We start from the raw sequence: 24,923 nt of genomic DNA on the forward strand, positions 1-24,923 counted from the left end.
TTGAAAGACGCGCCGCCGGCCTGCCCGGCGCATATAGCTAAACAGCGATTTCTGTCAGGGAGGGTCGTTTAGCGGAATCAGAAAAAGTACTCCCCCGTTCGCCCCTGACAACGTATGACCTGGATACCTTTATCACGAACTTGCCGGCAAACTGCAATTTATTAATTTTCAATTAAAAATCATTCTCTTAGCAGGGATTTCTCTCTCTATAGCGAAAAATAATATCTATCAAAACTTTTTTGCATAACCCTATTAATCATTGACGAATTTCACCGATATATAGCAAAAGAATGCTAAACGGTGAGAAAGGAGGAAGAACAATGATTTGCAAGAAATGTGGCTGTATAATTGAAGAAGGTGTCAAAGAATGTACCTTCTGTGGCGAACCGGCAGAAGCCGGACAAGAAGATGTAATGACTCGCTTTGTGGGTGATGATGGAGCAAGGCAGATTTTAGAAGCCATGCCCCAACTGATTGCTCTGCAGCAGCTTGAGGATGTGCCGCCGGAAAAAGAGCGCATGCTTTCCGAGCTTCATCGCCTGCAGGCCTACTTTGCTCATATCCGCGGCAAATATGCGACCTTGGGCGATTTGTGGCTGATGCGTTCCCAGAACGCCGAACCGCAGCTCAGCAACTACACCATCGGCGGCGGGATTGCGACCTTGTTCTTCTATTTGATTCTCACCGGTTTTTTCCCGAGTGTGCCGTGGACCTTTTTCTTTGTGGTCTGGCTCGGCGTGACCAGCGTTTCCTACGTGCAGGCGGGCAAAGCCCATGAACGGCGCAAGGCCAGACTTGAAGCCGATATCCGTGGTATTGAAAATGAAATGCGTGCATTCTATAATCAGGCAGAGCATTGCTTCCTGCCCTTTGACTACACCGACCCCAAGATTATCAACGAACTCATCGATGCTGTGCAAAGCGGCACGGTAACGTCCTTCCGTGAAGTCGAATTGCAAGGATAAATGACCGTAATCCGCAAGGGGATTGGGACTTTAGCCCCGTTTTCCCTTGCGGATTGCTATGTTATAATTAATGAAAACCGAATTGCAAAACGATTACACAGGGGGAATTTGATGTCTTTATTTGCACTATGCCTGCTTATTGTATGTCCGGTACTCCTTCTGCTGGTGGCGGGCCGTTATTTTTGCCAGCATGACTACAGACGAACGGCGCTCTTTGCGCTGCTGGCATTGTCGGTGGGCGTTATCGGCGGCTTTGCGGGCTATGGGGAGATGGACAGCCGCGCGAAAAGCAACACCGTCTCGACCTTCGACCGCGACCAGCGGGAGAATATGACCCAGCGCTATGAACAGGCGGCAGCAATCCTTGCCCAGTTGAATATCAACCATCCTGACCGGGAAAAAGCGGAAGAAGCGGTGCATCTTTTACAGGAGTTTCGTGATGAACAGCTGGTGGAAAAGCTGGACGGGGCTTGTCCGGATGCGCCCATGCTGCTGGCTTATGCTGAAGCGATGGAGCAGGCAGCCAGCTACAGGGGGCATATGACGAACCAGGATGTGCATGCCGACCGGAAGCTCCTATCCCTCGTGCAGGATATGCCGGAGGGATATACGGGAAAACTGGCCGATAAAATCGTGCCCTTTCAGCGGCTGATTATCGCCATGAATGCCGAGGCGGAGAAAGAAGCGAAACTGGACAAGGAAAACGCCCAAAAACACGCAGAAAATCTTTCTCAGGGAAAATATGGAGGAATTCGGCCGGGTGACAGCGAAGATAATATAACAGCCGCTTTTGGCAAACCTGCCCGTGTGAGTGAAAACAGCGACAACGGACAGACCATGAAGCAGTATGTCTTCAACCATAACGGCAAGAGTATTTATGTTTACACAACGGACGGCATCGTGACCGATGTATCCATGTGACTTTTTTTATGAGGTGATTATTGTGAAGAAAAAAATTACAGCTTTGGTTTTAGGTGCACTGTTGAGCGTCTCGGCAGCGGCTATGGCATCGCCGGAGTCCGATGCGATGGCTGCCCAGCAGGCAAAGGCAGCGGCCTGGATTGACACCATGCTGGTGAAGAACAAGCCGGCTGATACCTTAAAGCTCATGGGGGCAGAGGCACAGAAGGAAATTGATGACAAGAAAATCACGTCCATCAGTGAAGAAATGGCCAAGAATATGGGCAAATATCAGGCTTCCCGCTTCGTGGGCTGGACGCGCTTCGATCAGGGCGACCAGATGATGTATCTGATGTCCTTTGACAAGGAGCCGGTAGTGCGCTGCATTTTCCTCTTTGATGAAAAAGGCAACCTCCAGAACTTTGCCCTTTCTCCGTTGAAACAGGAAGCGGAAGACAACAGCCAGAAAAAATAATGCTAAGGGGTAGTTATGCTATTTGACAGTCATATCCATACGGAGTTTTCCGCCGATTCCGAGATGAAGGCGGCAGAGGCACTATCTGCTGCGACCCGGCAGGGGATAGGCCTTGTCTTTACGGAACATTTGGATGCGGATTACACCAGCAAGGAAGGCAAGGTATTTTCCTTTGACCCGCAGGCTTATTGGCAGAAATACAGCAGCCTGCAGGGCGATACCCTGCGTTTGGGGGTGGAAATCGGCATGCGGGAAAGTACCCGCGAGTTTAGCGAGGAATTTTCCCGGCAGGTGCCCTTTGATTTCATCATCTGCTCTCAGCATATGGTGGATGATCTGGATATCTACTATCCCGACTATTATGAAGGGAAGGACAAGCAGGAAGCCTATCACCGCTATTTCGTGCAGATGGCAGAGAACATCAGGGCGCATAGTTTTGCCAATGCCTTGGGGCATATCGACTACATCTGCCGTTATGCACCCTATGCAGATGCCGATATCCGTTATGCTGAATTTGCCGATGAAATTGATGCGGTGCTTCAAAATGCCATCGAAAATGATGTGGTCATGGAAATCAATACCCGCAGGCTGGGGGACAGGCAGGCACTGGCGAGCCTTATTCCCATCTATCAGCGCTACCGGGAACTGGGGGGCAGGTTTGTTACCTTAGGTTCCGATGCCCATACGCCGGAAGCAGTGGGGGCACACCTCCTGCTGGCATATGACTTTGCTGAAGGCTTAAAGCTCACGCCGGTCACCTTCAACCAGCAGCGTATGGTGAATAGTCTGAAATAATTCGTGAATCTCCTTGTATTATGGCACTTAACGTGCTATCATATATAGGAGATTCTATTTTTTGATAGGAGGGCTAAATGATGAAGCACATCAAGACGGTCAACAAACCATCTATGCAGAAGACCCTGAAAACTGGTGGCTGCGGCGAATGCCAGGCGTCCTGCCAGTCCGCATGCAAGACTTCCTGCACGGTAGGCAATCAGGTTTGCGAAAAGTAAGCGCTTGGCTTATATTACGGGCCTTCCCCCTGGGAGGGCCTTTTGTGTTTGCGAAAGTTAGGAGTTGTAATGAAAGCGAAGATTCATAAATTCGTGCAAAACGGTACCTATATCCTGCTCGATATCAACAGCGGTGCTGTGCACGTTATCGATAAAATGATTTACGACATCATGGACACCTTCACGGGCGAAAATGATGACGAAGTGATAAGCGCCTGGGAAAATACCTATAAAAAGGACGATTTGATTGAAGCACTCGACGAGCTGCATGCGCTGATGGACGCAGGCGAACTTTTTGCGCCGGATATCGACGTACCGCCGACGTTCAAGCAGAAGGGGCTTGTAAAATCCCTGTGTCTGATGATTGCCCAGGACTGCAACCTGCGCTGCAAATACTGTTTCGGTGACGGCGGCAGCTATGGTCAGGAGCGTGCCATCATGAGCCCGGAAACCGGTATGAAGGCCGTTGACTTCCTGATTAAGAGCAGCGGCCCTAGAAAGCACCTCGAAATGGATTTCTTCGGCGGTGAACCACTCATCAATATGAAGACCGTCAAGGCCGTGACCGAATACGCCCGCAAGCGCGAACAGGAAACGGGCAAGAAGTTCAAGCTGACGCTGACGACCAACGGCCTGCTCTTAAATGATGAAAACATCAAATGGCTTAACGACAACGACTTCTCCCTCGTGCTGTCCCTCGACGGCCGTAAGGAAGTCCATGACGCCATGCGTCCCGATGTGGGCGGCAATGGTTCCTACGATAGAGCCATCAAGAACTTCCACAAGTGCCTTGACTCCCGCAAGGGTGGCGACTGGGATTACCGCGGTGTCTACACTTACCTGCGCGGCACCTACACGAAGAACAACATGGACTTCACAAAAGACGTGCTCTCCATGAACGATGAAGGATTCGATATTCTCTCCATGGAGCCGGTGGTCTTAAAGGACAGCCCGCTGGGCTTTACCGAGGAAGACCTGCCCCGTATCAATGAAGAATACGACAAGCTCACCGATGCCTATATGAAACGTCATCGCGAGGGCAAAGGTTTCTTCTTCTTCCATTTCAATATGGATTTATCTAACGGTCCCTGCGTGGCTAAGCGTCTGTCCGGCTGCGGTGCCGGTCACGAATACTTCGCTGTGGCCGAAAACGGCGACCTTTATCCCTGCCATCAGTTCGTGGGCCGCGAAGGCTACCGCTTAGGCTCTCTGGACGAAGGTGTAACGGATACGAAGCTGCCTCAGTACTTCCGTGAAAGCCATGTGCTCAACAAGGAAAAATGCCGCGACTGCTGGTCCCGTTTCTTCTGCTCCGGCGGCTGCCATGCCAACGCCGACCTGTTCCATGGCGACATCCGTAAGCCTTACGAAGTCGGCTGCGAAATCCAGAAGAAGCGCCTCGAGTGCGCTATCTACGTGCAGGCCATGCTCGAACTGGAAAAACTGGAAAAAGAAGACGAAACCGCATAAAACATAAACAAAATTTATCGTAATCAAGCCTTTCCTTTTGAGGGGGAGGTGGCAGCCGCAGGCTGACGGATGAGGTGTCAAGGCAATAGATACGCATGCACATCATTTACGGTTTTGCAGTGCCACCTTCCCCTGGGGGAGGCTTTTTTATTGTTTTTGCCTCGTTTTTGCCCATGAAAAACTCTTGTTATATCGTTGTTGAGAATTTTTTGAAAAAAATCCTTGTTATTCATCGAATAATTGCTGTAATTTATGATAAAAAGATTGACATTTGAGGGGGAGTTATTGTATTATAGACGTTGTAAGAACTGAAACTTCTAAAAAATTTAGGGGGTATTTTTCAAATGGCAGTAAAAGTTGCTATCAATGGTTTTGGCCGTATTGGCCGTCTCGCTTTCCGTCAGATGTTCGATGCAGAGGGTTATGAAGTAGTTGCAATCAACGACCTCACGAGCCCGAAAATGCTCGCACACCTGCTCAAGTATGATTCCACGCAGGGTAAGTACAAGTACGCTGACAAGGTAGAGGCTGGCGAAGACAGCATCACCGTTAACGGCAAAGAAATCAAAATCTACGCTGAAAAGGATGCAAAAGACATTCCTTGGGGCAAGCATGATGTAGACGTAGTTCTCGAATGCACTGGTTTCTACACTTCCAAAGAAAAGGCTTCTGCACATCTGGCTGCAGGCGCTAAGAAAGTTGTTATCTCCGCTCCGGCTGGTAACGACCTCCCGACTATCGTATACAACGTTAACCATGAAACCCTGACGAAGGAAGACAAGGTTATCTCCGCTGCATCCTGCACGACGAACTGCCTTGCTCCGATGGCTAAGGCTCTGAATGACCTGGCTCCGATTCAGTCCGGTATCATGTGCACGATCCACGCTTACACTGGCGACCAGATGACTCTGGATGGCCCGCAGCGTAAAGGCGACCTCCGTCGCAGCCGTGCAGCAGCTTGCAACATCGTTCCGAACTCCACGGGTGCTGCTAAAGCTATCGGCCTCGTAATTCCTGAACTGAAGGGCAAACTGATCGGTGCTGCACAGCGCGTTCCAACCCCGACTGGTTCCACGACGATCCTCAACGCTGTTGTTAAGGGCGACGTTACGGTTGAACAGATCAACGCTCAGATGAAGAAGGAAGCTACGGAATCCTTCGGTTACAACGAAGAAGAAATCGTATCCAGCGATATCGTTGGCATGCGTTTCGGTTCCCTGTTCGATGCTACGCAGACGATGGTTAACCCCGTTGAAGGTGGCACGCAGGTACAGGTTGTATCCTGGTACGACAACGAAAACAGCTACACGAGCCAGATGGTTCGCACGATCAAATACTTCGCTGAACTCGGCTAATTATTTGATGTAGCAAGGAAACGATGGCTAGACGAAAGCGTTAAGATGAGCGGTTGAGTTAGTCAGCGTTTCCGCAACTTCATACTACGAAGATCGATTGAGGTCCGGCCTGGCAAACTTGGGCCGGGCCTCAATTTATTATTTTTGGAGGTTTACATAAATGGATAAGAAAACCCTGAAAGATATTGACGTTAAGGGCAAAAAAGTATTTGTCCGCGTTGACTATAACGTTCCGTTCGACGAAAATCAGAACATCACCAACGACACCCGTATGGTTCGCACGCTGCCGACCATCAACTACCTGCTGGACAACGGCGCTGCTGTAATCCTGGCTTGCCACATCGGCCGTCCGACCGAAGCTCGTGAGCCCCAGTTCTCCACGAAGCACCTCGTTGCACATCTGTCCGAACTCCTCGGCAAAGATGTAAAATGGGCTTCTGACTGCGTAGGCGAAGTTGCGGAAAAAGCTGCTGCTGATCTCCAGCCGGGCGAAGTTCTGCTTCTCGAAAACCTCCGTTATCACAAGGCTGAAAAGAAGAACGATCCCGAATTTGCAAAACAGCTGGCTTCTCTCGCTGACGTTGCTGTTGACGATGCTTTCGGTGTATCCCACCGCGGTCATGCTTCCAACGCTGGTATCGCTCAGTATGTGGAAGTTGTTGCCGGTTTCCTGATGGAAAAAGAAATCAACTACATCGGCAAGACGCTGGAAGCTCCGCAGCATCCGTTCGTTGCTATCATCGGCGGCGCTAAAGTTTCCGATAAGATCGGCGTAATCAGCAACATGATTGAAAAAGTCGACAAGATCATCATCGGCGGCGGCATGGCGCATACTTTTGATGCAGCTAAAGGCCTGCCCATCGGTGCATCTCTCTGCGAACCGGACAAGTACGACCTGGCTCGTGAACTCCTGAAGAAAGCAGAAGAAAAGGGCGTAGAAGTAATCCTGCCGGTTGACCTCGTTATCGCCGACAAATTCGCTGCTGATGCCAATACCCAGATGGTAGACGTGGACAAAGTTCCCGATGGCTGGCAGGCACTCGACTCTGGCGAAAAGACTTCTGCAAAATATGTGGAAGCCCTCAAAGGCGCTAAGACGGTTGTTTGGAACGGTCCTATGGGCGTGTTCGAATTCGACGCTTTCGCTAAAGGCACCCTGGCTGTGGCTGAAGCTGTTGCCAAAGCAACGGACGAAGGCGCTATCTCCATCGTTGGCGGTGGTGACTCCGTAGCAGCCCTCAAGAAGACCGGCCTCACCGACAAGATTTCCCACGTTTCCACCGGTGGCGGTGCAACGCTGGAATTCCTCGAAGGCAAAGAAATGCCGGGCGTAGCTGCAATCGCAGACAAATAAGTAAGTGGTGATACTTTTCTTTGGCGCAAAGAAAAGTATCCAAAAGAAAACGCGGACTGAAATCCCATCACGGGATTTACGTCCGCCTGCGCCCTTCCTTGGGCGCCGGGCAACGAGTACGCGTTATCTTTTCGAAATAAAAGTAAAAGCCTTCCCCTATGGGGGCGGCTTTGCCGCGGGTGTCCGGTGGACACCCCGTACGGGACCGTGTTAGCGGTGGATGAGGTTCTTACCGCTAACTGGTCTTATAACAATAAAATTGCTGGGAGGCTATATAAATGGCTAGAACTCCGATTATTGCCGGTAACTGGAAAATGAACAACACGATTAAGGAAGGCGTTGAGCTCGTAAAGGCTCTGGCTCCTCTCGTTAAGGACGCTACGGTAGACGTTGTGGTTTGCCCGACGGCTACGGCTCTTTCCTCCGTTTGTGAAGCTGTAAAAGGCACCAACATCCACGTTGGCGCACAGAACGTACATTGGGAAGCAAAAGGTGCTTTCACGGGTGAAATCTCCACGGGCATGCTCAACGAAATCGGTGTAGATTACGTTGTCCTTGGTCATAGCGAACGCCGTGACTACTTCGGTGAAACGGACGAAGGCGTAAACAAGCGCGCTCGTGCTGCTTTCGCTGCTGGTATCACGCCGATTATCTGCTGCGGTGAAAGCCTCGAAATCCGTGAAGCTGGCACTTACATCGACCATGTAGTTGCTCAGATTAACGCTGCTCTCGAAGGTTTTGCAGCAGACGAAGTTGCAAAACTCGTTATCGCTTACGAACCGATCTGGGCTATCGGCACGGGCAAGACGGCTACCTTTGACCAGGCTGAAGAAGTCTGCAAAGCTATCCGCGAAGCTGTTGCCAAGAAATTCGACCAGACGGCAGCTGACGCTATCCGCATCCAGTACGGCGGCAGCGTAAAACCGGCTACGATCAAAGACCTCATGCAGCAGCCGAACGTTGACGGTGCTCTCGTAGGCGGCGCTTCCCTGAAGGCTGAAGACTTCAGCGCTATCGTTAACTTCTAATCTGTGTTTCTTAGAAGGAGCATATAAAAAACATGGCAACTCTTAAAAATGCACCGGTGGCCCTCATCATCATGGATGGCTGTGGCCTCGGTGATAAAACCGACAAGAACAACGCTGTACAGGTAGCTAACACGCCCGTACTCGACGGACTCCTTGCCAACTACAAGACCAGCCAGCTGCAGGCTTCCGGCGAATTCGTCGGCCTGCCGGATGGTCAGATGGGCAACTCCGAAGTTGGTCATACCAACATCGGTGCCGGCCGCATCATCTATCAGCAGCTGACCCGCATCACCCGCGACATCAAGAACGGCGACTTCTTCAAGAACGAAGCTCTGCTGTCCATCGTCAACGGCGTGAAGGAAAAGAACGGCGCCCTGCACCTTATGGGCCTCGTTTCTCCGGGCGGCGTGCACAGCCATCAGGAGCACCTCTATGCGCTGCTCGAAATGGCCAAGAAAAACGACATCAAGGAAGTCTATGTACATGCCTTCCTCGATGGCCGTGATGTACCGCCCCAGAGCGCACAGCCTTTCCTCGAAGAACTCGAAGCAAAGTGCAAAGAAATCGGTGCTGGCTGCATTGCAACCGTCAGCGGCCGTTACTACGCTATGGACCGCGACAACCGTTGGGAACGCGTAGTCAAGGCTTATGAAGCCATCACCCATGCAGAAGGCGTTAGCGCTGATTCTGCAGTAGCCGGCCTCAAGGCAAGCTACGACAATGACGTAAACGACGAATTCGTTGTGCCGTTCGTAGTCAAAGGCTACGAAGGCATGAAGAATGGCGACGGCGCTATCTTCTTCAACTTCCGTCCGGACCGTGCCCGTCAGCTCACGCATTCCTTCGTGGATGAAAGCTTTGACGGTTTCGAACGCGACGAAGATTTGAAGATTCCGTTCGCTACCTTCTCCCAGTATGAAGACGGCATGAACGCTCTCGTAGCTTTCCCGCCGGAATCCATCAATAACACGCTGGGCGAAATCATCCAGAACAAGGGCATGACCCAGCTGCGCATCGCTGAAACCGAGAAGTACGCTCATGTAACGTTCTTCTTCAACGGCGGCGTGGAAGAACCCTACAAGGGTGAAGACCGCATCCTCGTTCCGTCCCCGAAGGTTGCAACCTACGACCTCCAGCCGGAAATGAGCGCTGTGGAAGTTACGGATAAAGTTGTCGAAGCCATCAAATCCGGCAAATACGACTTCATCATCCTCAACTATGCAAACTGCGACATGGTTGGTCATACCGGCGTATTCCCAGCTGTAATCAAGGCTGTGGAAACGGTAGACAACTGTGTTGGCCGTTTCGTAGACGCCATCCGCGAAGTTGGCGGCGAGGTCTGCATCACCGCTGACCACGGCAACGCCGACAAGATGATGGACTACGAAAACGACCAGCCCTTCACCAAACACACCACCAATCCGGTACCGTTCATCGTGGTATCCGACCGCGTCAAGTCCGTTAAGGACGGCGCCCTCTGCGATATCGCACCGACTCTTTTAACGCTGGCAGGCGTAGAGATTCCGGCCGAAATGACGGGCAAGAACCTGGTGGAACTCTAATCAGCAGGACAGAGGCAGCTCCCTTGAGCAAGGGCGCGTAAGCGCGGGATGCCGGTGGCATCCCCGGGGAGCAGGTTCATCGATGTTATCGGTGACCGCTCCATGCTAGCCCTCTTATGTTCTCCTGCTTTGGGGCAAGACCTCTAGTGTTATATTTTAGAAAAAGAGAGGAATACGAACAATGATTGCTTATTCACAAAAAGTGGAAGACATGGCATGCGTAGCCCAGGAAGTACACCATGGTGCTGCTCCCATTCCTGAAGAAGGCAAATGGGTAAAATCCAAGAACGTACAGGACATCAGCGGCCTGACGCACGGCATTGGCTGGTGCGCTCCGCAGCAGGGTGCCTGTAAACTGACCCTGAACGTTAAGGACGGCATCATCCAGGAAGCTCTCGTTGAAACCATCGGCTGCTCCGGTATGACGCATTCTGCTGCAATGGCTGCAGAAATCCTGCCGGGCCTCACGGTTCTCGAAGCCCTGAACACTGACCTCGTGTGCGATGCCATCAACACCGCTATGCGCGAACTCTTCCTGCAGATTGCTTATGGCCGTTCCCAGACTGCATTCTCCGATGACGGTCTGCCCATCGGCGCTGGCCTCGATGACCTTGGTAAAGGTCTGCGCAGCCAGACGGGTACGCTCTACAGCACGCTCAAGAAGGGTCCCCGTTACCTCGAACTTGCAGAAGGCTATGTAACGAAACTCGGTCTGGACAGCGAAAACCGCGTAATCGGTTACGAAGTTGTTCAGCTCGGCAAAGTTATGGAAGCTGTACGTGCCGGCAAAGATGCTAACGAAGCCATCAAAGCCAACACCAGCACCAAAGGCCGTTTCGCTGACGCTGTTAAGACGATTGACCCGCGCGAAGAGTAATAATCTACCTTCCGAAGTTAATGCAAGTGTATAGAGAGGAATGAATAGAATGTCATTATTCGAAGGCTATGAACGCCGTATTGACCAGATTAATGAAGTTTGCAAAAAGTATGGTATTGCTTCCATCGAAGAAGCAAAAACCATCTGCGATGAAAAAGGCGTAAAAGCTTACGACATCGTAGGCGACCTGCAGCCGATTGCATTCGAAAATGCAAAATGGGCTTATACCCTCGGCGCTGCTATCGCAATCAAGAAGGGCTGCACGGCTGCTGCTGATGCTGCCAAAGCTATCGGCGAAGGCCTCCAGGCTTTCTGCGTACCGGGTTCCGTTGCTGACCATCGTAAAGTAGGTCTTGGCCATGGTAACCTCGGCGCTATGCTTCTGTCCGAAGAAGCTGGTTGCTTCGCATTCCTGGCTGGTCACGAATCGTTTGCCGCTGCTGAAGGTGCTATCGGTATCGCACAGACGGCTAACAAAGTTCGTAAGAACCCGCTGCGCGTTATCCTGAACGGCCTCGGCAAAGACGCTGCTCAGATCATCAGCCGCATCAACGGTTTCACCTTCGTAGAAACCGAATATGACTTCAAGGCTGACAAAGTAAACGTAGTGAAGGAAATCGCTTACAGCGATGGCCTCCGCTCCAAGGTTCGCTGCTACGGTGCTGAATCCGTACAGGAAGGCGTTGCCATCATGAAACTGGAGAACGTTGATATCTCCATCACGGGTAACTCCACGAACCCGACCCGCTTCCAGCATCCGGTTGCAGGCTGCTACAAGAAAGACTGCATCGAAAACGGCAAGAAGTACTTCTCCGTTGCAAGCGGTGGCGGCACGGGCCGTACGCTCCATCCGGATAACATGGCAGCAGGTCCTGCTTCCTATGGTATGACTGACACCATGGGCCGTATGCATGGCGATGCCCAGTTCGCAGGTTCCTCCTCCGTACCGGCACACGTTGACATGATGGGCCTCATCGGCGCAGGCAACAACCCGATGGTTGGTATGACCGTAGCCGTAGCTGTAGCTGTACAGGAAGCTATGAGCAAATAATTAAAAACGTATGTTTTCAGGCACAAGTTCCGTTAAAGGGACTTGTGCCTTTTTGACGTATACAACCGAATTTAATTTTTTCCCGATATTGTCGATATACTATATGATAAGGTTTGTTTGCGCATACACGGAGGTAAGTGCTATGGCAATGGTCATAAAGAACAATATGGCAGCCCAGATGGCCTTGGGAGAGCTGAACAAAAATAATAATAAATTGTCAAAATCTTTGCAGAAAGCAGCTTCCGGCATGAAGATCAATAGTGCCGCTGATGATGCCTCCGGCTATGCCATCAGTGAGCGCATGCAGGTGCAGCTGCGCAGCCTTAATGCGGACATTTCCAACACGCAAAACGCCACCAGCTTGCTGAAAACAGCAGAAGGAGCGGTATCTTCGACCGTCGATATACTCAAAGCCTTTAAAGAAAAGGCCATTAATGCCGCCAACGATACCAATACGGACGATGACCGTGCCATCATGCAAAAGGAACTCAACCAATATATGTCTCAGATTGAAGATAACGCTGCGGTGACGTTCAATGGCAAACGGCTGTTGGATGGTACGCAGGGGCGGGGGATCGTCGCCAACCCTTGGGATGCCATGGCTTCTTTCATGAGCTATCTGGATGACGCAGATGACGCTACGGCACAGGAGGCGTTGGACGGTGCCATTAACTATGTTTCTGGCGGGAAATTTGACGATGAGGAAGCCCTGATTAATTGTTTTATTAACGATATAACGAAAAGTGGACTTGAAGCCTGCGGCATCGATTTGAACAACGATGATACGGGGGCTATTACAGGCAAGGATGCGCGCAATGAAGTGGTAAAAACCGCTGAAAGCATTGTGCCGGAAAAAGATTATCCTTATGGCGGAAATCCAACAGGAGGAACCTCCCGCATTCGTGGCTTGACGGTGAAATGGCCTGCTTCCGTAAATTCGGATGTGGAAAGAGCAATATTGGGAGCCTTGGATCATCCCTGGCTGCAAAATTGCATGGATCTCATTGATGAATCCTATGCCTTGAATTTCTGGGAGAAAGGCGTTTCTATTCGTACTATGGATGTGATACTGTCCAATAGTGGCCCAGGAAATTTAGCTTATATTACAAACAGTTCATCTGGAGGGGTTAAGAGTCTTAGTTTGACCATTAATATGTACTATTATTCTTCTCTGGATTTAAAAGACTGGAATGGTAAAACTCCAAGCGTATCCGGTTATCTCGATCGCATAATTGCACATGAGATGACACATGCATTGATGACATCCAATATCAAAAATTTTAACAGTCTGCCTAAGTATATTACTGCAGGGGCAGCTGAATTGGTACATGGAATTGATGATTTTCGCAAAAAAAGCATTATCAGTCTGGCCAGTAATCCCGCTACATTGAAAAGTGTTTTACAAAATTCATCGTCAGCATCTGGCGACCAGGCTTACGCTGCCGGTTATATGATTCTTCGTTATCTGGCAAAACAGTCTGCCGATGGGGAGCCGGAGAAAAACCTGACCTTCCATACAGGCACCAAGGCAAATCAAAATCTGCGGATAGGGCTTGCCGATATGCGCTGCAAGGCATTGGGCCTTAGAAAATCAGATGGTACTACGGTAAGCGTTACTACGCAGGAACAGGCAAATTCAGCCATTACGGTGATTGACCGGGCCATTGGCCGGGCACTCAAGCAGCAGACCCTTATCGGCGCGATGACGAGCCGCTTGGAATACACGGCGGCAAACCTGACTACCGCCCACGAAAACGTCACCTCTTCAGAGAGCGTCATACGCGATGCGGATATGGCCAAAGAAATGAGCAGCTATACCAAAGCAAATGTTTTGACCCAGGCGGCGCAATCGATGCTGGCACAGGCAAATCAGAACAGTTCTTCGGTACTTAGTTTATTGCAATAAATATACACGGAGGTAAATTCTATGGCAATGGTCGTAAAGAATAACAGGGAAGCGTTAAATGCGCTGAATACACTGAATAAAAACGAAAGCGCCATGCGCAGCAGCTTGCAAAAAGTTTCCAGCGGCATGAAAATCAACAGTGCAGCTGACGATGCTTCCGGCTACTCGATTTCGGAAAAAATGCGGGTACGCATTCGCGGACTTGACCAGGCCACGGCCAACACACAAAATGCGACAAGCATGCTCAGAACGGCAGAGGGAGCTGTGCAGTCCACCATTGATATCATGAGAAACATCAAGGAAAAGGCGCTGAATTCTGCAAATGATACCAATACCGATGATGACCGGTCAATCATCCAAAAAGAAGTTGACCAGCTGGTGGAACAGATTGACGAGAACGCCAGTGCAACCTTCAACGGCAGACCGCTGTTCGATGGCTCTAACCGGCAGGCTGATACTGTTGAGCAGCAGATTATCAAGGCACTTAACAGTGAATGGATTCAGAACAGTCTGGAGATGATAAAAGAAGCCTATGGCGTGGACTTTACGCAGGACAGCACAACCGTCAACAGAATGAAGGTAAATTTGAATTATAATCCCTCTTCACAGCAAAGTTCTGCTCTAGCCTGGGTAACGTCTACCCCGGTGGGAGGGAAGACCGTTTCGTTGCAATTAGACATTAATATGACATTTTATAGCAATATGGATATGGAAAATGTCAATGGTGTTTACCCTGGTGGTGGTGCGGCAAATTACTTAGACCGTACAATTGCTCATGAAATGACCCATGCAGTAATGGCAGCAAATATTGAAAATTTTTCTTCACTACCATTATACATAAAGGAGGGAATGGCTGAATTAATACACGGTGCAGATGATAATCTAAGTAATGAAATTAATAGTTTGGATGCAACGGAGTATACCAGTTTGTTTAATAATGGCGCTGGCACAAAAGCACAATCACCATATGCCGGTGGTTTTGCATTATTTCGCTATATGGCATATCATTCGGGAGATAATGGCAAGGCTGCGCTTAGTCGTTTTATGAAAGTCCTGGAGGAGCAGGGGGCAGGTGCGATTGATGCTGCGGTATCTGGTGCTACGGCAGGGCGATTTGCTTCCTTGACGGATTTAACCAATTCATTTTTGAACGATTTTAACCGTTACTCGCCAATGAATATTAGTTTCTACAAAAAAGAATGCGGGATAGATATAGCCAATAAGGATATAGGTGGCATTATGGGATGGGATGCAGGCAACCGCGAATGGCGCACGACAGAAAGCACGGTTCCCGAAGGCGGTTCGACAAAATACTGGATTTACCCGGAAGATGCCGTAACCGTGATTGACGGCTTGGAAGTAGAATGGCCTGCCTTTGAGCATAAGATTGGCGGCTGGCAGTTCCATACAGGCACGAAATCCAACGAGTCCATTCATGTGGCGATTAATGATATTCATGCGGAAGCTTTGGGCGTAAAGGCAAAAGATGGGACAAATATCAGCGTGGCCACATGGTCAGATGCGACAGCAGCAATCCGGCAAATCGATAAATCCTTAAACCGGGCCTTGAGCTATCAAACCAAGATTGGTGCGATTATCAGCCGCCTGGAATACACGGCAAGCAACCTTACGACCGCCAGCGAGAATACGCAAAGTTCCGAGTCTGTGATTCGGGATGCCGATATGGCAAAGGAAATGGCAACTTATACCAAGAATAATGTCTTGACGCAAAGCGCCCAAAGCATGCTGGCGCAGGCCAACCAGAATAGTTCATCGGTACTTAGCCTGTTGCAGTAAATGGGGAAAGTTTATATAGGGGGAATGAGAAATGGCAATGGTCGTGAAAAACAATATGTCGGCGGTTAATACACTGAATACGCTGAATAAAAACAGCAGTGATATGGCAAATTCACTAAAAAAAGTGTCTTCAGGGATGAGAGTAAACGGGGCAGGGGATGATGCTTCTGCTTATAGCATATCTGAACGGATGCGGGTAAAAATCCGGAGCCTTGGTCAATGTGAGGCTAATACCGAGACAGGTAAAAGCATGCTCAAGACGGCAGAGCGGGCGGTCAATGAGCAAGTGGATATCACCAAGCGGTTGAAAGAAAACGCCATCAAAGCGGCAAATGATACCTGTACGGACGAAGATCGGAAAATCATTCAGAAGGAAACAAACCATCTGCTGATGCAGATGAATGATATTTCCTACGAAACAAACTATAATGGCATTCAGCTCCTGAATGGTCGTACGATAACAGAACCGTATGAACCATCGTTTATTCCCCGTGTAGGGACGAGTACAGCCAATAGAGGCGGAATACAGATTACCGAATCAGGTACAGATCCAAGCACAAAACATCCGCCGTTAGTAGGGAAAAAAGTACTAGCAGGGAATACCAGTCCGCTTAATTTTGATTATCCGGATTTGCCGCGTTCGTTGCACAATCAGGGATTTTCCAGCTTGTGTGAAGCGTGTTCTCAGTTTGCCAGTGTGTTATTTGATGCGAACACAGACGAAGTCCTTTATGCTAATGATAAAAAACCAATTGGGTCCATGTCTGAAGTATTTGTGATTGGGATAAAAAACTGTCGGACGCCGGAGGATATTGGTGAAGCTATTTTGAACGGACTGGCCAAAGCGCGGGCTAAGTATAACGTTCCGAAGGCTTCAAATGCCATTGATTCTCATCATGGTATTAAATTTTTCAAGTCTAGTACTAACCCAGCTAAGTATTCACTAGAAGCCAATGAGCAGACTCAGATTATCTACAATGGTGTTTCGGGCGATGTTGAATTTACAGGCGGGGTGCTGCCACATCAGAGTCTGATGATTCAGGGGGATACGAAGGCTTCGGCAGAAACACGCATAGAGCTTCCCAATACCACCTTGAATGCGCTGTTCCCCGGTTCACCCCTTGATAATGACTGGAAGACTGTCCCACGGCAGATGGACTATCCCAAGGAATGGCCAAGCGACTTTGTAGTGGAAGGCAGTGCCGAATATGAGTATTATGACAAGAAATACGGCTGTAATGGCGATATAGAGCAAATTCGTAAGGAAAAATATTACGATGAAGTGTGGCCTTATCCGCGTAAAGGGGCATCGGCCACGGCCAGCTGTGTTACTACCATACAAAAGGCCACAAGATTTATAGACGATCTTGACCAAGCATTGAAGTATTTAGTGAATTGTGCCACTACCTTGGGTGCCCAATGCCAGCGTATGGAAGTGATGAATGAAAACCTTGTTACCAGTGATGAGAGCACCCAGGCATCGGAAAGCCTGATTCGTGATGCGGACATGGCCAAAGAAATGGCAAACTTTACCAAGCACAATGTTTTGACACAGGCGGCGCAGTCGGCCTTGTCTCAGGCCAATCAGGGCAGCAGCGGTGTGCTGAACCTTTTGCAGTGAGTAAATATATGGCAACAGCCCTTCTCTTTTTGGGGAGGGCTTGCTTTTTACCTAAAAGTTTGTGTAAAATGAAGATGATGATAGCAAAAAATTTTTTATTGTACTTAAGAAATTTTCCAAATCACCGATAATATAACTAGAAGACTCGGCAGATCTGTATCGGAAATCGTGGATTTGCGTGTATATATAATGGGGTGAAGAACAAGGAGGTTGGCCGCTATGGCTATGGTGGTAAAGAATAACATGTCAGCGAAGAACACGCTGAATGAGTTGAACAGGAATGAAAAGGCGCGTACCAAGAATCAGAAGAACCTGTCTACAGGGATGAAGATTAATGGTGCCGATGATGATGCTTCAGGGTATGCCATCTCCGAAAAAATGCAGACGCAGATTCGCAGCCTGAGTCAGGATTTGGACAACACCCAAACCGCCATGAGTATGTTGAAGGTGGCAGAAGGTGGTGTTCAGAGTACCGTGGACATTCTCAGTACCTTGAAAGAAAAAGTCATCAATGCGGCTAACGATACCAATACCGATGAAGACCGGGCCATCATCCAAAAGGAACTGGATCAGGCGGTCAGTCAGATTGATGAAAACGCCAATGTGATGTACAATGGCAAGATTGTGCTGGATGGTTCCCATAATAACGAGGTAAAACCGGCTACATATACGGTGCTGGCGAATGAGAACTTAGATCCGTCTACTACTAGTTCAGATTTGATAACGGATTTAAAAGATTCCTCTGGGAGAAGTTTGGGAATTCTTGAGGATAGTAAAATAGAGTTTTCGTATGTAAAGCAAGGGAAGACTTATACGACTACATTAGATCCAGTGGATACGTGGAGCCTTACAGATATGTTTGCAGAAAGCTTAGATCCTGAAGGTTTTCCGCCTAGTAGCAATGATATGAATTTGGCTTTTGACAATGTTATCGGTGTTGACCGTACTGGTACTAATGTCATGACGGTCAATGGCAATTCAGCATTATTGTTTAGGGCGGCTGAGTCTGGGGTAGATGGTCAGATTGCGGGCTTGACGATTAATGTGGTCAACAAGGATGGCACGGTAAATCAAACAGCTAATGCCGTATTAAATGATTTTCGTGAGGCTATCCGGGCAGAGAATGAATCGCCGGATAATGCGCTGACGTTCCAAATTGGGACGAAAGCCAATCAGTCGGTAAAAATAGGTTTTTCGGATATGCGCGGTACCGCTTTAGGACTGCGAACCGACGATGGTACAACGCTTTCGATTTCCACGCAGGAAAAGGCGAATGCCGCTATCAATGTATTGGAATTGGCTATTGGCAAGGCGTTGGCTGTACAGACGAATATTGGTTCGGTAGAGAATCGTATGAATTTCACTGCTGCTAACATAACGACTGCAAGTGAAAACACGCAGGCTACAGAATCGATTATCCGTGATGCGGATATGGCCAAAGAAATGACAGCTTATACCAAAAATAACGTATTGGTGCAAGCATCTCAGTCCATGTTGGCACAAGCCAATCAGAGTAGTTCGTCGGTACTCAGTTTGTTACAGTAATTTTTATAGAACAGGCCCTGTGCTTGGTGAAGTGAGGCGCTTCATCACGCACAGGGCTTTTGGGTAGATGGAATATTACAGATTTTTGAAAATTTTATTTTAAGAGATACCATCATGATAAGAGAGTTTCATGGTTAGATATAGATGTAAAGAAAGATAGAATAAGCGCAGTGTTTAATGGGGTGTTGTAAAATGCGCAGGGATAGTAGACATAAACAAATTGCCTTACAAGTCAGTATTGCGCTGACGGCAGGCATGTTCAGTATTGTACCGGTTGCCTTGGGGGCACCGGTGGGCGGCAGTTCAGCGACTGCCAACATCAGCTATAGTGATGTAAAAAATGGCAATGTTGTGATTGGTCAGGATACCAATATCAGCAGCACGACAACTAACAATGTGATTGACTGGCATGATTTTTCCGTTGCTAAGGATGAAAAAGTTGTTTTTGATGGTGGCAGCGGTAGCAGCATCAAAAACAACTATATGAATGTGGTCACTGGTGCGAATACATCGAATATAAATGGTAAAATCGAAGGCGGTAATGAGGTTTATCTTGTAAATCCCAATGGGGTTATCTTTGGTAAAGATGCCAGTGTAGATGTAGGGAGTCTCTATGTATCGACCAGAGGGGATGCAGTTGTCAAAAACGCCACGACTAATGCTGTGGATTTTAATGCGACTAAAGCGAATTTAATCACGGCAGCTACTTCGGTCAATGGTGCGGCCATGGACGTGGTCAATATGGGAAAAATATCTGCGGATAAAGTGGTCTTGGAGGGCGAGAATATCCGCTTGCTTAACTCTGCAGATATTACAGCAGCCAATGGCGTTACCCTGCGGGCGGATGATGGATATATCCATGTGGGGAATACCGGCACCGTTGCCACGGGGTATACATCTGAAAAAATGACCAGCGCAGGTTCTGTTGCGCCTGTCGAAAACTTTACTCTTGTGGATAATACGAACTGGAGTACAACATTGGGGACAGGGGGGGCGGTCAGCGGTAATTATATGCTGGCTGAAGAGATTGATGCTAGTGCTATTGCGAACTTTAATACGGTATCATCCTTTACCGGAAAAATTGATGGAAATTTTTATGCAGTAAAAAATGTTAATGGCAACAAAGGGTTATTTGCATCGACAAATAATGCTGAACTAAGAAATATTGGTATTAAAAATTCTACATTTAAATCAACTGCAGTTATAGGTGCATTGATTACCAACGCTACAGATACTGAGCTGTATAATGTTTTCAATGAAAACACCAAGATACAGGCTGGCAATAATTCTGGTGCCTTGGTGGGTACAGCAAGTGGCGTAAAAATAGAATCAAGTTACAATACAGGTAACGTATATAACAACAAAGGTACATCTGTAATGGGAGCTGGTTTTGTAGGCGTGTTTTCTAGTGGCACGAATACGGTGACCAATAGTTATAGTACAGGGACTACTAATAATAGTGCATTTGCGACAAGCAATACTAGTGCAAGTGTGACCTATGAAAATGTATATGGAAACGGAAAAAAATTTCATGGAAATGCTGCTGGAACCGTTGTAATAAAAAATTCTGTTAGCGTGGGAAATAATCAATATCGCTTGGCAAACAGCAGTGGAACTGAAAAAGATGTATTGAAATCCAATATAGATTTAACGGTACTTTCCTCGGTTGCCCAAGGTGGGGATTATCCATCGTGGTCGAATTCGACGATTACAGATACAGGAGGCTTATCCTATAGCGGCACGAAACTCATTCGTCCCGCCTGGCGTATCTATGAGGGAAAGGCTGCCCCTGTGCTGACCGCTTTCCAGCAGGGCATTAAAAATGTCGATTATCATTATGAATATTTTGATGCCAGCAATGCAATTGATACCAATGCGGCAAAATACAACAATGGTGCCAATAAAGGACAGGATATGACACCCTATACCTATGGCACCACGTTGGATGGTTTGGTCTACAATGGCGACACGCTGAAAATCGTGGACAGCAGTGGCAACGCAGCTTCGTCCAATAGCACTACCAAGGCAATCAATGATATCAGCACGGTGTTTCAGACTACACCTAATGGCGCTGAGATGATTGATAAAAATCATGTATTCTACAATGCGGCCGGACAGCGGGATGCTACCTATACGCCGCCAGCCACGGGAAACACCACAGGCACGCAGAACAAGCTGGCTTTTGTTTGGTCTGATCAAAAAGGGTATGATCTGGTGGGGAGTAATATCTCCATTGCGCCGCGTCAGGTGATACTGACCAATAACTTAGGTACGCAGACGATTGTCAAGGAATATGATGGTTCGGATGATGCGGTGAATTTGGTGCCTAACCTGTTCAAAGGAAACAGCGCGACATCTACCGGCATACTGGCTGTCGATAGTGGTTCGGTAAATGTGGGATGGGCTCAAAATACAACTCCTACGGCTATTTTTGTCAATCAGGGGGGAACGACGGGAAACGCGGACGTCAGCGCAAATAAGCAGGTATTGATCAATGGTACGATTGCGCTCACTACCCCTAGCGGTGCGGCTTATACAGGTAGCAATTATGTCATCGTGGATGGCAATGGTAATCCGGCTTCCAGTGTACAGTTGAATACGGCAGTAAATGCGGCAATCTATCAACGTCAGCTGCAGGTATCCTTTAACAGCACACCGATTACCAAGACCTATGACAAGGATGAATTTGTCAAAGACAGTAACGGCAATTTGCGGTCTTTTGGGCAAAGCGATTTTACCCTGAATACGGCCAATGTGGTGTCTGGGGATAATGTGGCTTTAACCGTGGCAACTACGAATCAAGCCACTTATGTGGACAAAGCTACGGGACAAGTGCAGAAAAATGTAGGAACTCATGATGTAGCTGTGGGCGGCGTAACATTAACCGGTACTGCGGCGAAGAATTATACTTTGGTAGATGCCAGTGGCAATCCGGTTTATAGCGAACAGGGCATTGTTACCGGCTTTAAGCAGCAGGGGAATCCCATTGGTCTTGGCGGTGGAACATTCTATACCACGGGCGATATTACCCTGCGTTCTTTGGGCGATACCGGTTATAAGTGGTTTAAGAATGCGCCTGGCGGCACGCCAAAGTATGAAACGGCGACCAAGGAATACGATGGAAACTCGAACTATGCTGACCCGGGGACCTTTTATGTCAGCAATGCCGGTTCGTCGTCAGCATCGGCTACTACTGGTATGGTAGCTGGGGATAACCTTGATTTTCAGGTGACTTCCGCAGAGTTTACGAATGACAGCACTAACGTGAATTCCACGCCGGTTCGTGATGCCAATATCACCAATACGCCACAGGGGGTACGCTATACGGTGTCCGTCAGTGGTACGGCAGCCAGCAATTATACCTTTGATTCGCAGACGGCGATTAATAATGGCACAGCGGTACCTTTGACAAATGGCGGCACGGCACAGGTCATGGGCGAGGGCAATATTACCCCGCGTACCATTTATGTCACTGCACCACAGGCAAGTACCGCCAATAAAACTTATGATGGGGATGCTTATGTTAAAGATGCCAATGGCAATACTACCTTTGATTTGACGTCTGGTTATCTAATTTATGCCGATAACATCAGTCACCGTCATTTGGTCAGTGGAGATGGTTCCACGATTGATATTACGGGGTTGTATCAGGCTGGTACGAATGCGGCAGGTTATAGCTATGCCGGTAAGGATGTAAATTATGATGCGACCAATACCGTCAATCCGGTTCTGGCCAAAGATATCGTCTATACGGCGAAGGTTATGCAGAATAATGTACCCAGTACCAATTATGTATTTAATATCTCTGGGTCCAATCAGGCAACTTTTAATGGCAAAGGTACCATTGATCCTGTACAGCTGGGTGCGATTACGTTTAACAGCGTATCCAAGACTTATGATGGCAATGCTGCTGTAACCAACACACAGAATACAGCAGCACCACAGTATACCGATGATGAGATTCAAATGAATAAGAAGCTGACCGGAATCATTTCCGGAGAAAGCATCAGCGATGTATTTCACGTAGACAGCAATGGTTATTTGGATTCTACTGGGGCAGGCTTATTGGCCAATGGCACATTTGCAGCTAACTATGGTGATCAGGGGGCCAATGGTTTTACGCTGAACCCCAATGTGAAACGCGATCCGCAAAATTTAAAGCAGATTTTGCCACGGGATGTAGAGTATGCCGGAATAAGCAGCCTGATGAAGAACCACAACTATGTTTTAGCCCCTGCCACGGCTAATAGTGACAAAGTTTATGGTCAGGGAACCATCAATCCCTTTGTGGTTACCGATAAGAGCTGGATTAAACTTGACCGGAATAATACGCCGATTACTAAGGTTTACGATGGCACCGATACAATAGCAAATCCCATGAGTTACCTGAATACTACTGGTAATAACAAGGCTAATGCCACCGTAACTACGCCTGCGGGGAAGGTTCTGCCGGGACTGGGGTCAACGGTAATTGGCGCGAATTATTTCAGTCCGCATAGTAATGGCAATACCGCGCAAGATGTTATTTATACCGTTGACTTTGTTGAGTCAGGAAATTATAGCATTGCTGACGGTGTGAATAATCCACAGCAGATTAACTTGAAAAATACACAGGGATATGTGGATTTGACTTTGTCCGGAGGTGGCTTGATTACCCAGAAACATATTATTGCTACCACGCCGAAGGATCCTGATGTAACCAAGACCTATGATGCTACAGATGTTATCAGCAAAACGGGTAATGCTTTGGTGGATATCAGCAATGATATTCTGCCTATTGACCGGTCACGGATAACCAATGGAACCACGGCAAAATATATTGCCAATGCCAATGGTGCAGCACCTGATGCCAGCACCAATAATGGCGATAAGACAGTGGAATATACGTTGGCATTGAACGGTGATACCTATCGGGATTATCTGTTGGATAATGGCAATGGTGGTAACACGATTACCGGTGCTGGTACTATCAACAAGCGCAATTTGGTCATATCGGGTAATACCAACCATTACAAGAAATATGATGGTAAAGACACCGTTACCGATATGCCTGCTAGTCTTTCGGGATTTACCTTTGGTGATTCGCAGGATACAACGGTTTTGGGGCTGGATAATTTTGATATCAGCAAGCTTACGGGTAGTTATGGTTCGGGCAATACGGATGCCACATTTGTTGCTGACCCCAATGTAGGCAAAAATAAGGATGTACAATATAGTGGTTTCTTTACCGCATTGGGGGCAAAAGCGAAAAACTATACAGTAAATGGTGCAAGTTATAACAGTGGCAGTACAGGTACAGCTTATGGACAGGGGATTATTGATCCGGCAGCATTTGCGGGTAAATTTATTTTTAAGCTGAACAATGGGATAACGCAGACATATAGCGGCTCGGATGATGTGGGGCAGTTGGAGTCCAATACTACTGCGGCGGCAAAAGATGGTTTCCGACGACAATGGGTAGATTTAACGAACAGCGGCGTAGACATTGACAACGATGGTACGATTGATATTACGTTAGGCAATGGTGCCTATACCTATACGATAAATTCGGCAAAATATACCACGGGTGCCGATGCGGGAACCAATAAACCGGTAACCTATAGCATCACGTTAAACCCAGCCAGTCTCACCAATTATACAGGTGTAACGACTCCGCAAAATCTCACCGATACCATCACGGACGGCGAAATCAAAGCGCGTGAAGTAACGGTGGATCTGACTGCACTAGCCAAAGGAGGACTGAGCAAATACTACGATAATACCGGTGCAATCTACAACAATGACAACAAGGCCTATTCCACGGACACAGCAACCGGAACAATCCTGACGGGCAACAGCATCGTAGAATTTGACCCGGTAGATACAGTCAACCATACAGGATTGATAAAAGGAACGAATGCAAGTACGGGTGCATATACGAATGCAGATGCAGGTTTAGGCAAAGTCGTAGAATATACGGCAGATATCACAGGAGATAAATTAAGCAACTATATCTTCAAAGATA

General features: G+C 48.2%; 17 protein-coding genes. All 17 read left to right on the forward strand.

The genetic code is table 11. The features are described from left to right. The first annotated feature begins 320 nt into the window (after nt 1-320). The gene (locus G598_RS18710) at nt 321-965 is read left to right on the forward strand and encodes a zinc ribbon domain-containing protein (RefSeq protein ID WP_026767195.1); all 645 of its coding nucleotides are present in this window, start codon (nt 321-323) and stop codon (nt 963-965) included. 111 nt (nt 966-1,076) lie between these two features. After that, nucleotides 1,077-1,886 (forward strand): hypothetical protein, encoded by an 810-nt coding sequence (locus G598_RS0112185; protein ID WP_026767196.1) that lies wholly within the window; start codon nt 1,077-1,079, stop codon nt 1,884-1,886. 22 nt (nt 1,887-1,908) lie between these two features. Continuing rightward, nucleotides 1,909-2,340: a hypothetical protein gene (locus tag G598_RS0112190; protein WP_157833339.1), complete on the forward strand. Its 432-nt coding sequence runs from the start codon at nt 1,909-1,911 to the stop codon at nt 2,338-2,340. Nucleotides 2,341-2,355: 15 nt separating this feature from the next. Beyond that, nucleotides 2,356-3,135 carry a histidinol-phosphatase HisJ family protein gene (locus G598_RS0112195; RefSeq protein ID WP_026767198.1) on the forward strand — a complete coding sequence of 260 codons (780 nt, stop codon included), beginning with the start codon at nt 2,356-2,358 and terminating at the stop codon, nt 3,133-3,135. Nucleotides 3,136-3,215: 80 nt separating this feature from the next. Further along, complete coding sequence (gene scfA, locus G598_RS19060; RefSeq protein WP_065813989.1) at nt 3,216-3,353, forward strand: six-cysteine ranthipeptide SCIFF; 138 nt, start codon at nt 3,216-3,218, stop codon at nt 3,351-3,353. A gap of 69 nt (nt 3,354-3,422) precedes the next feature. Then, nucleotides 3,423-4,823, forward strand: coding sequence for a thioether cross-link-forming SCIFF peptide maturase (scfB, locus tag G598_RS0112205; RefSeq protein WP_026767199.1), 1,401 nt, complete (start codon nt 3,423-3,425; stop codon nt 4,821-4,823). Nucleotides 4,824-5,167: 344 nt separating this feature from the next. Beyond that, nucleotides 5,168-6,178 carry a type I glyceraldehyde-3-phosphate dehydrogenase gene (gap, locus tag G598_RS0112215; RefSeq protein WP_014425549.1) on the forward strand — a complete coding sequence of 337 codons (1,011 nt, stop codon included), beginning with the start codon at nt 5,168-5,170 and terminating at the stop codon, nt 6,176-6,178. Between the two features lie 160 nt (nt 6,179-6,338). Next, nucleotides 6,339-7,532 (forward strand): phosphoglycerate kinase, encoded by a 1,194-nt coding sequence (locus tag G598_RS0112220; protein WP_026767201.1) that lies wholly within the window; start codon nt 6,339-6,341, stop codon nt 7,530-7,532. Between the two features lie 278 nt (nt 7,533-7,810). Continuing rightward, nucleotides 7,811-8,560, forward strand: a complete 750-nt coding sequence (gene tpiA, locus G598_RS0112225; RefSeq protein ID WP_026767202.1) for a triose-phosphate isomerase — start codon at nt 7,811-7,813, stop codon at nt 8,558-8,560. A gap of 32 nt (nt 8,561-8,592) precedes the next feature. Beyond that, nucleotides 8,593-10,122 carry a 2,3-bisphosphoglycerate-independent phosphoglycerate mutase gene (gene gpmI, locus G598_RS0112230; RefSeq protein ID WP_026767203.1) on the forward strand — a complete coding sequence of 510 codons (1,530 nt, stop codon included), beginning with the start codon at nt 8,593-8,595 and terminating at the stop codon, nt 10,120-10,122. 181 nt (nt 10,123-10,303) lie between these two features. Next, nucleotides 10,304-10,999 carry an iron-sulfur cluster assembly scaffold protein gene (locus tag G598_RS0112235; RefSeq protein WP_080657032.1) on the forward strand — a complete coding sequence of 232 codons (696 nt, stop codon included), beginning with the start codon at nt 10,304-10,306 and terminating at the stop codon, nt 10,997-10,999. Nucleotides 11,000-11,048: 49 nt separating this feature from the next. Beyond that, complete coding sequence (locus G598_RS0112240) at nt 11,049-12,050, forward strand: GGGtGRT protein (RefSeq protein ID WP_026767204.1); 1,002 nt, start codon at nt 11,049-11,051, stop codon at nt 12,048-12,050. A gap of 142 nt (nt 12,051-12,192) precedes the next feature. Then, complete coding sequence (locus tag G598_RS18715) at nt 12,193-13,956, forward strand: flagellin N-terminal helical domain-containing protein (protein WP_026767205.1); 1,764 nt, start codon at nt 12,193-12,195, stop codon at nt 13,954-13,956. A gap of 21 nt (nt 13,957-13,977) precedes the next feature. After that, nucleotides 13,978-15,753 carry a flagellinolysin gene (locus G598_RS18720; protein WP_051180286.1) on the forward strand — a complete coding sequence of 592 codons (1,776 nt, stop codon included), beginning with the start codon at nt 13,978-13,980 and terminating at the stop codon, nt 15,751-15,753. A 31-nt stretch (nt 15,754-15,784) separates the two neighbouring features. Further along, complete coding sequence (locus G598_RS20275) at nt 15,785-17,374, forward strand: flagellin (RefSeq protein WP_026767206.1); 1,590 nt, start codon at nt 15,785-15,787, stop codon at nt 17,372-17,374. Nucleotides 17,375-17,593: 219 nt separating this feature from the next. Then, nucleotides 17,594-18,919 carry a flagellin N-terminal helical domain-containing protein gene (locus tag G598_RS0112260; RefSeq protein WP_026767207.1) on the forward strand — a complete coding sequence of 442 codons (1,326 nt, stop codon included), beginning with the start codon at nt 17,594-17,596 and terminating at the stop codon, nt 18,917-18,919. A 192-nt stretch (nt 18,920-19,111) separates the two neighbouring features. Continuing rightward, the coding region (locus tag G598_RS0112265) for a beta strand repeat-containing protein (RefSeq protein WP_026767208.1) at nt 19,112-24,923 on the forward strand (5,812 nt) is incomplete at its 3' end.

This window comes from Selenomonas ruminantium subsp. ruminantium ATCC 12561, assembly GCF_000424065.1.
Taxonomy (GTDB): domain Bacteria; phylum Bacillota; class Negativicutes; order Selenomonadales; family Selenomonadaceae; genus Selenomonas_A; species Selenomonas_A ruminantium.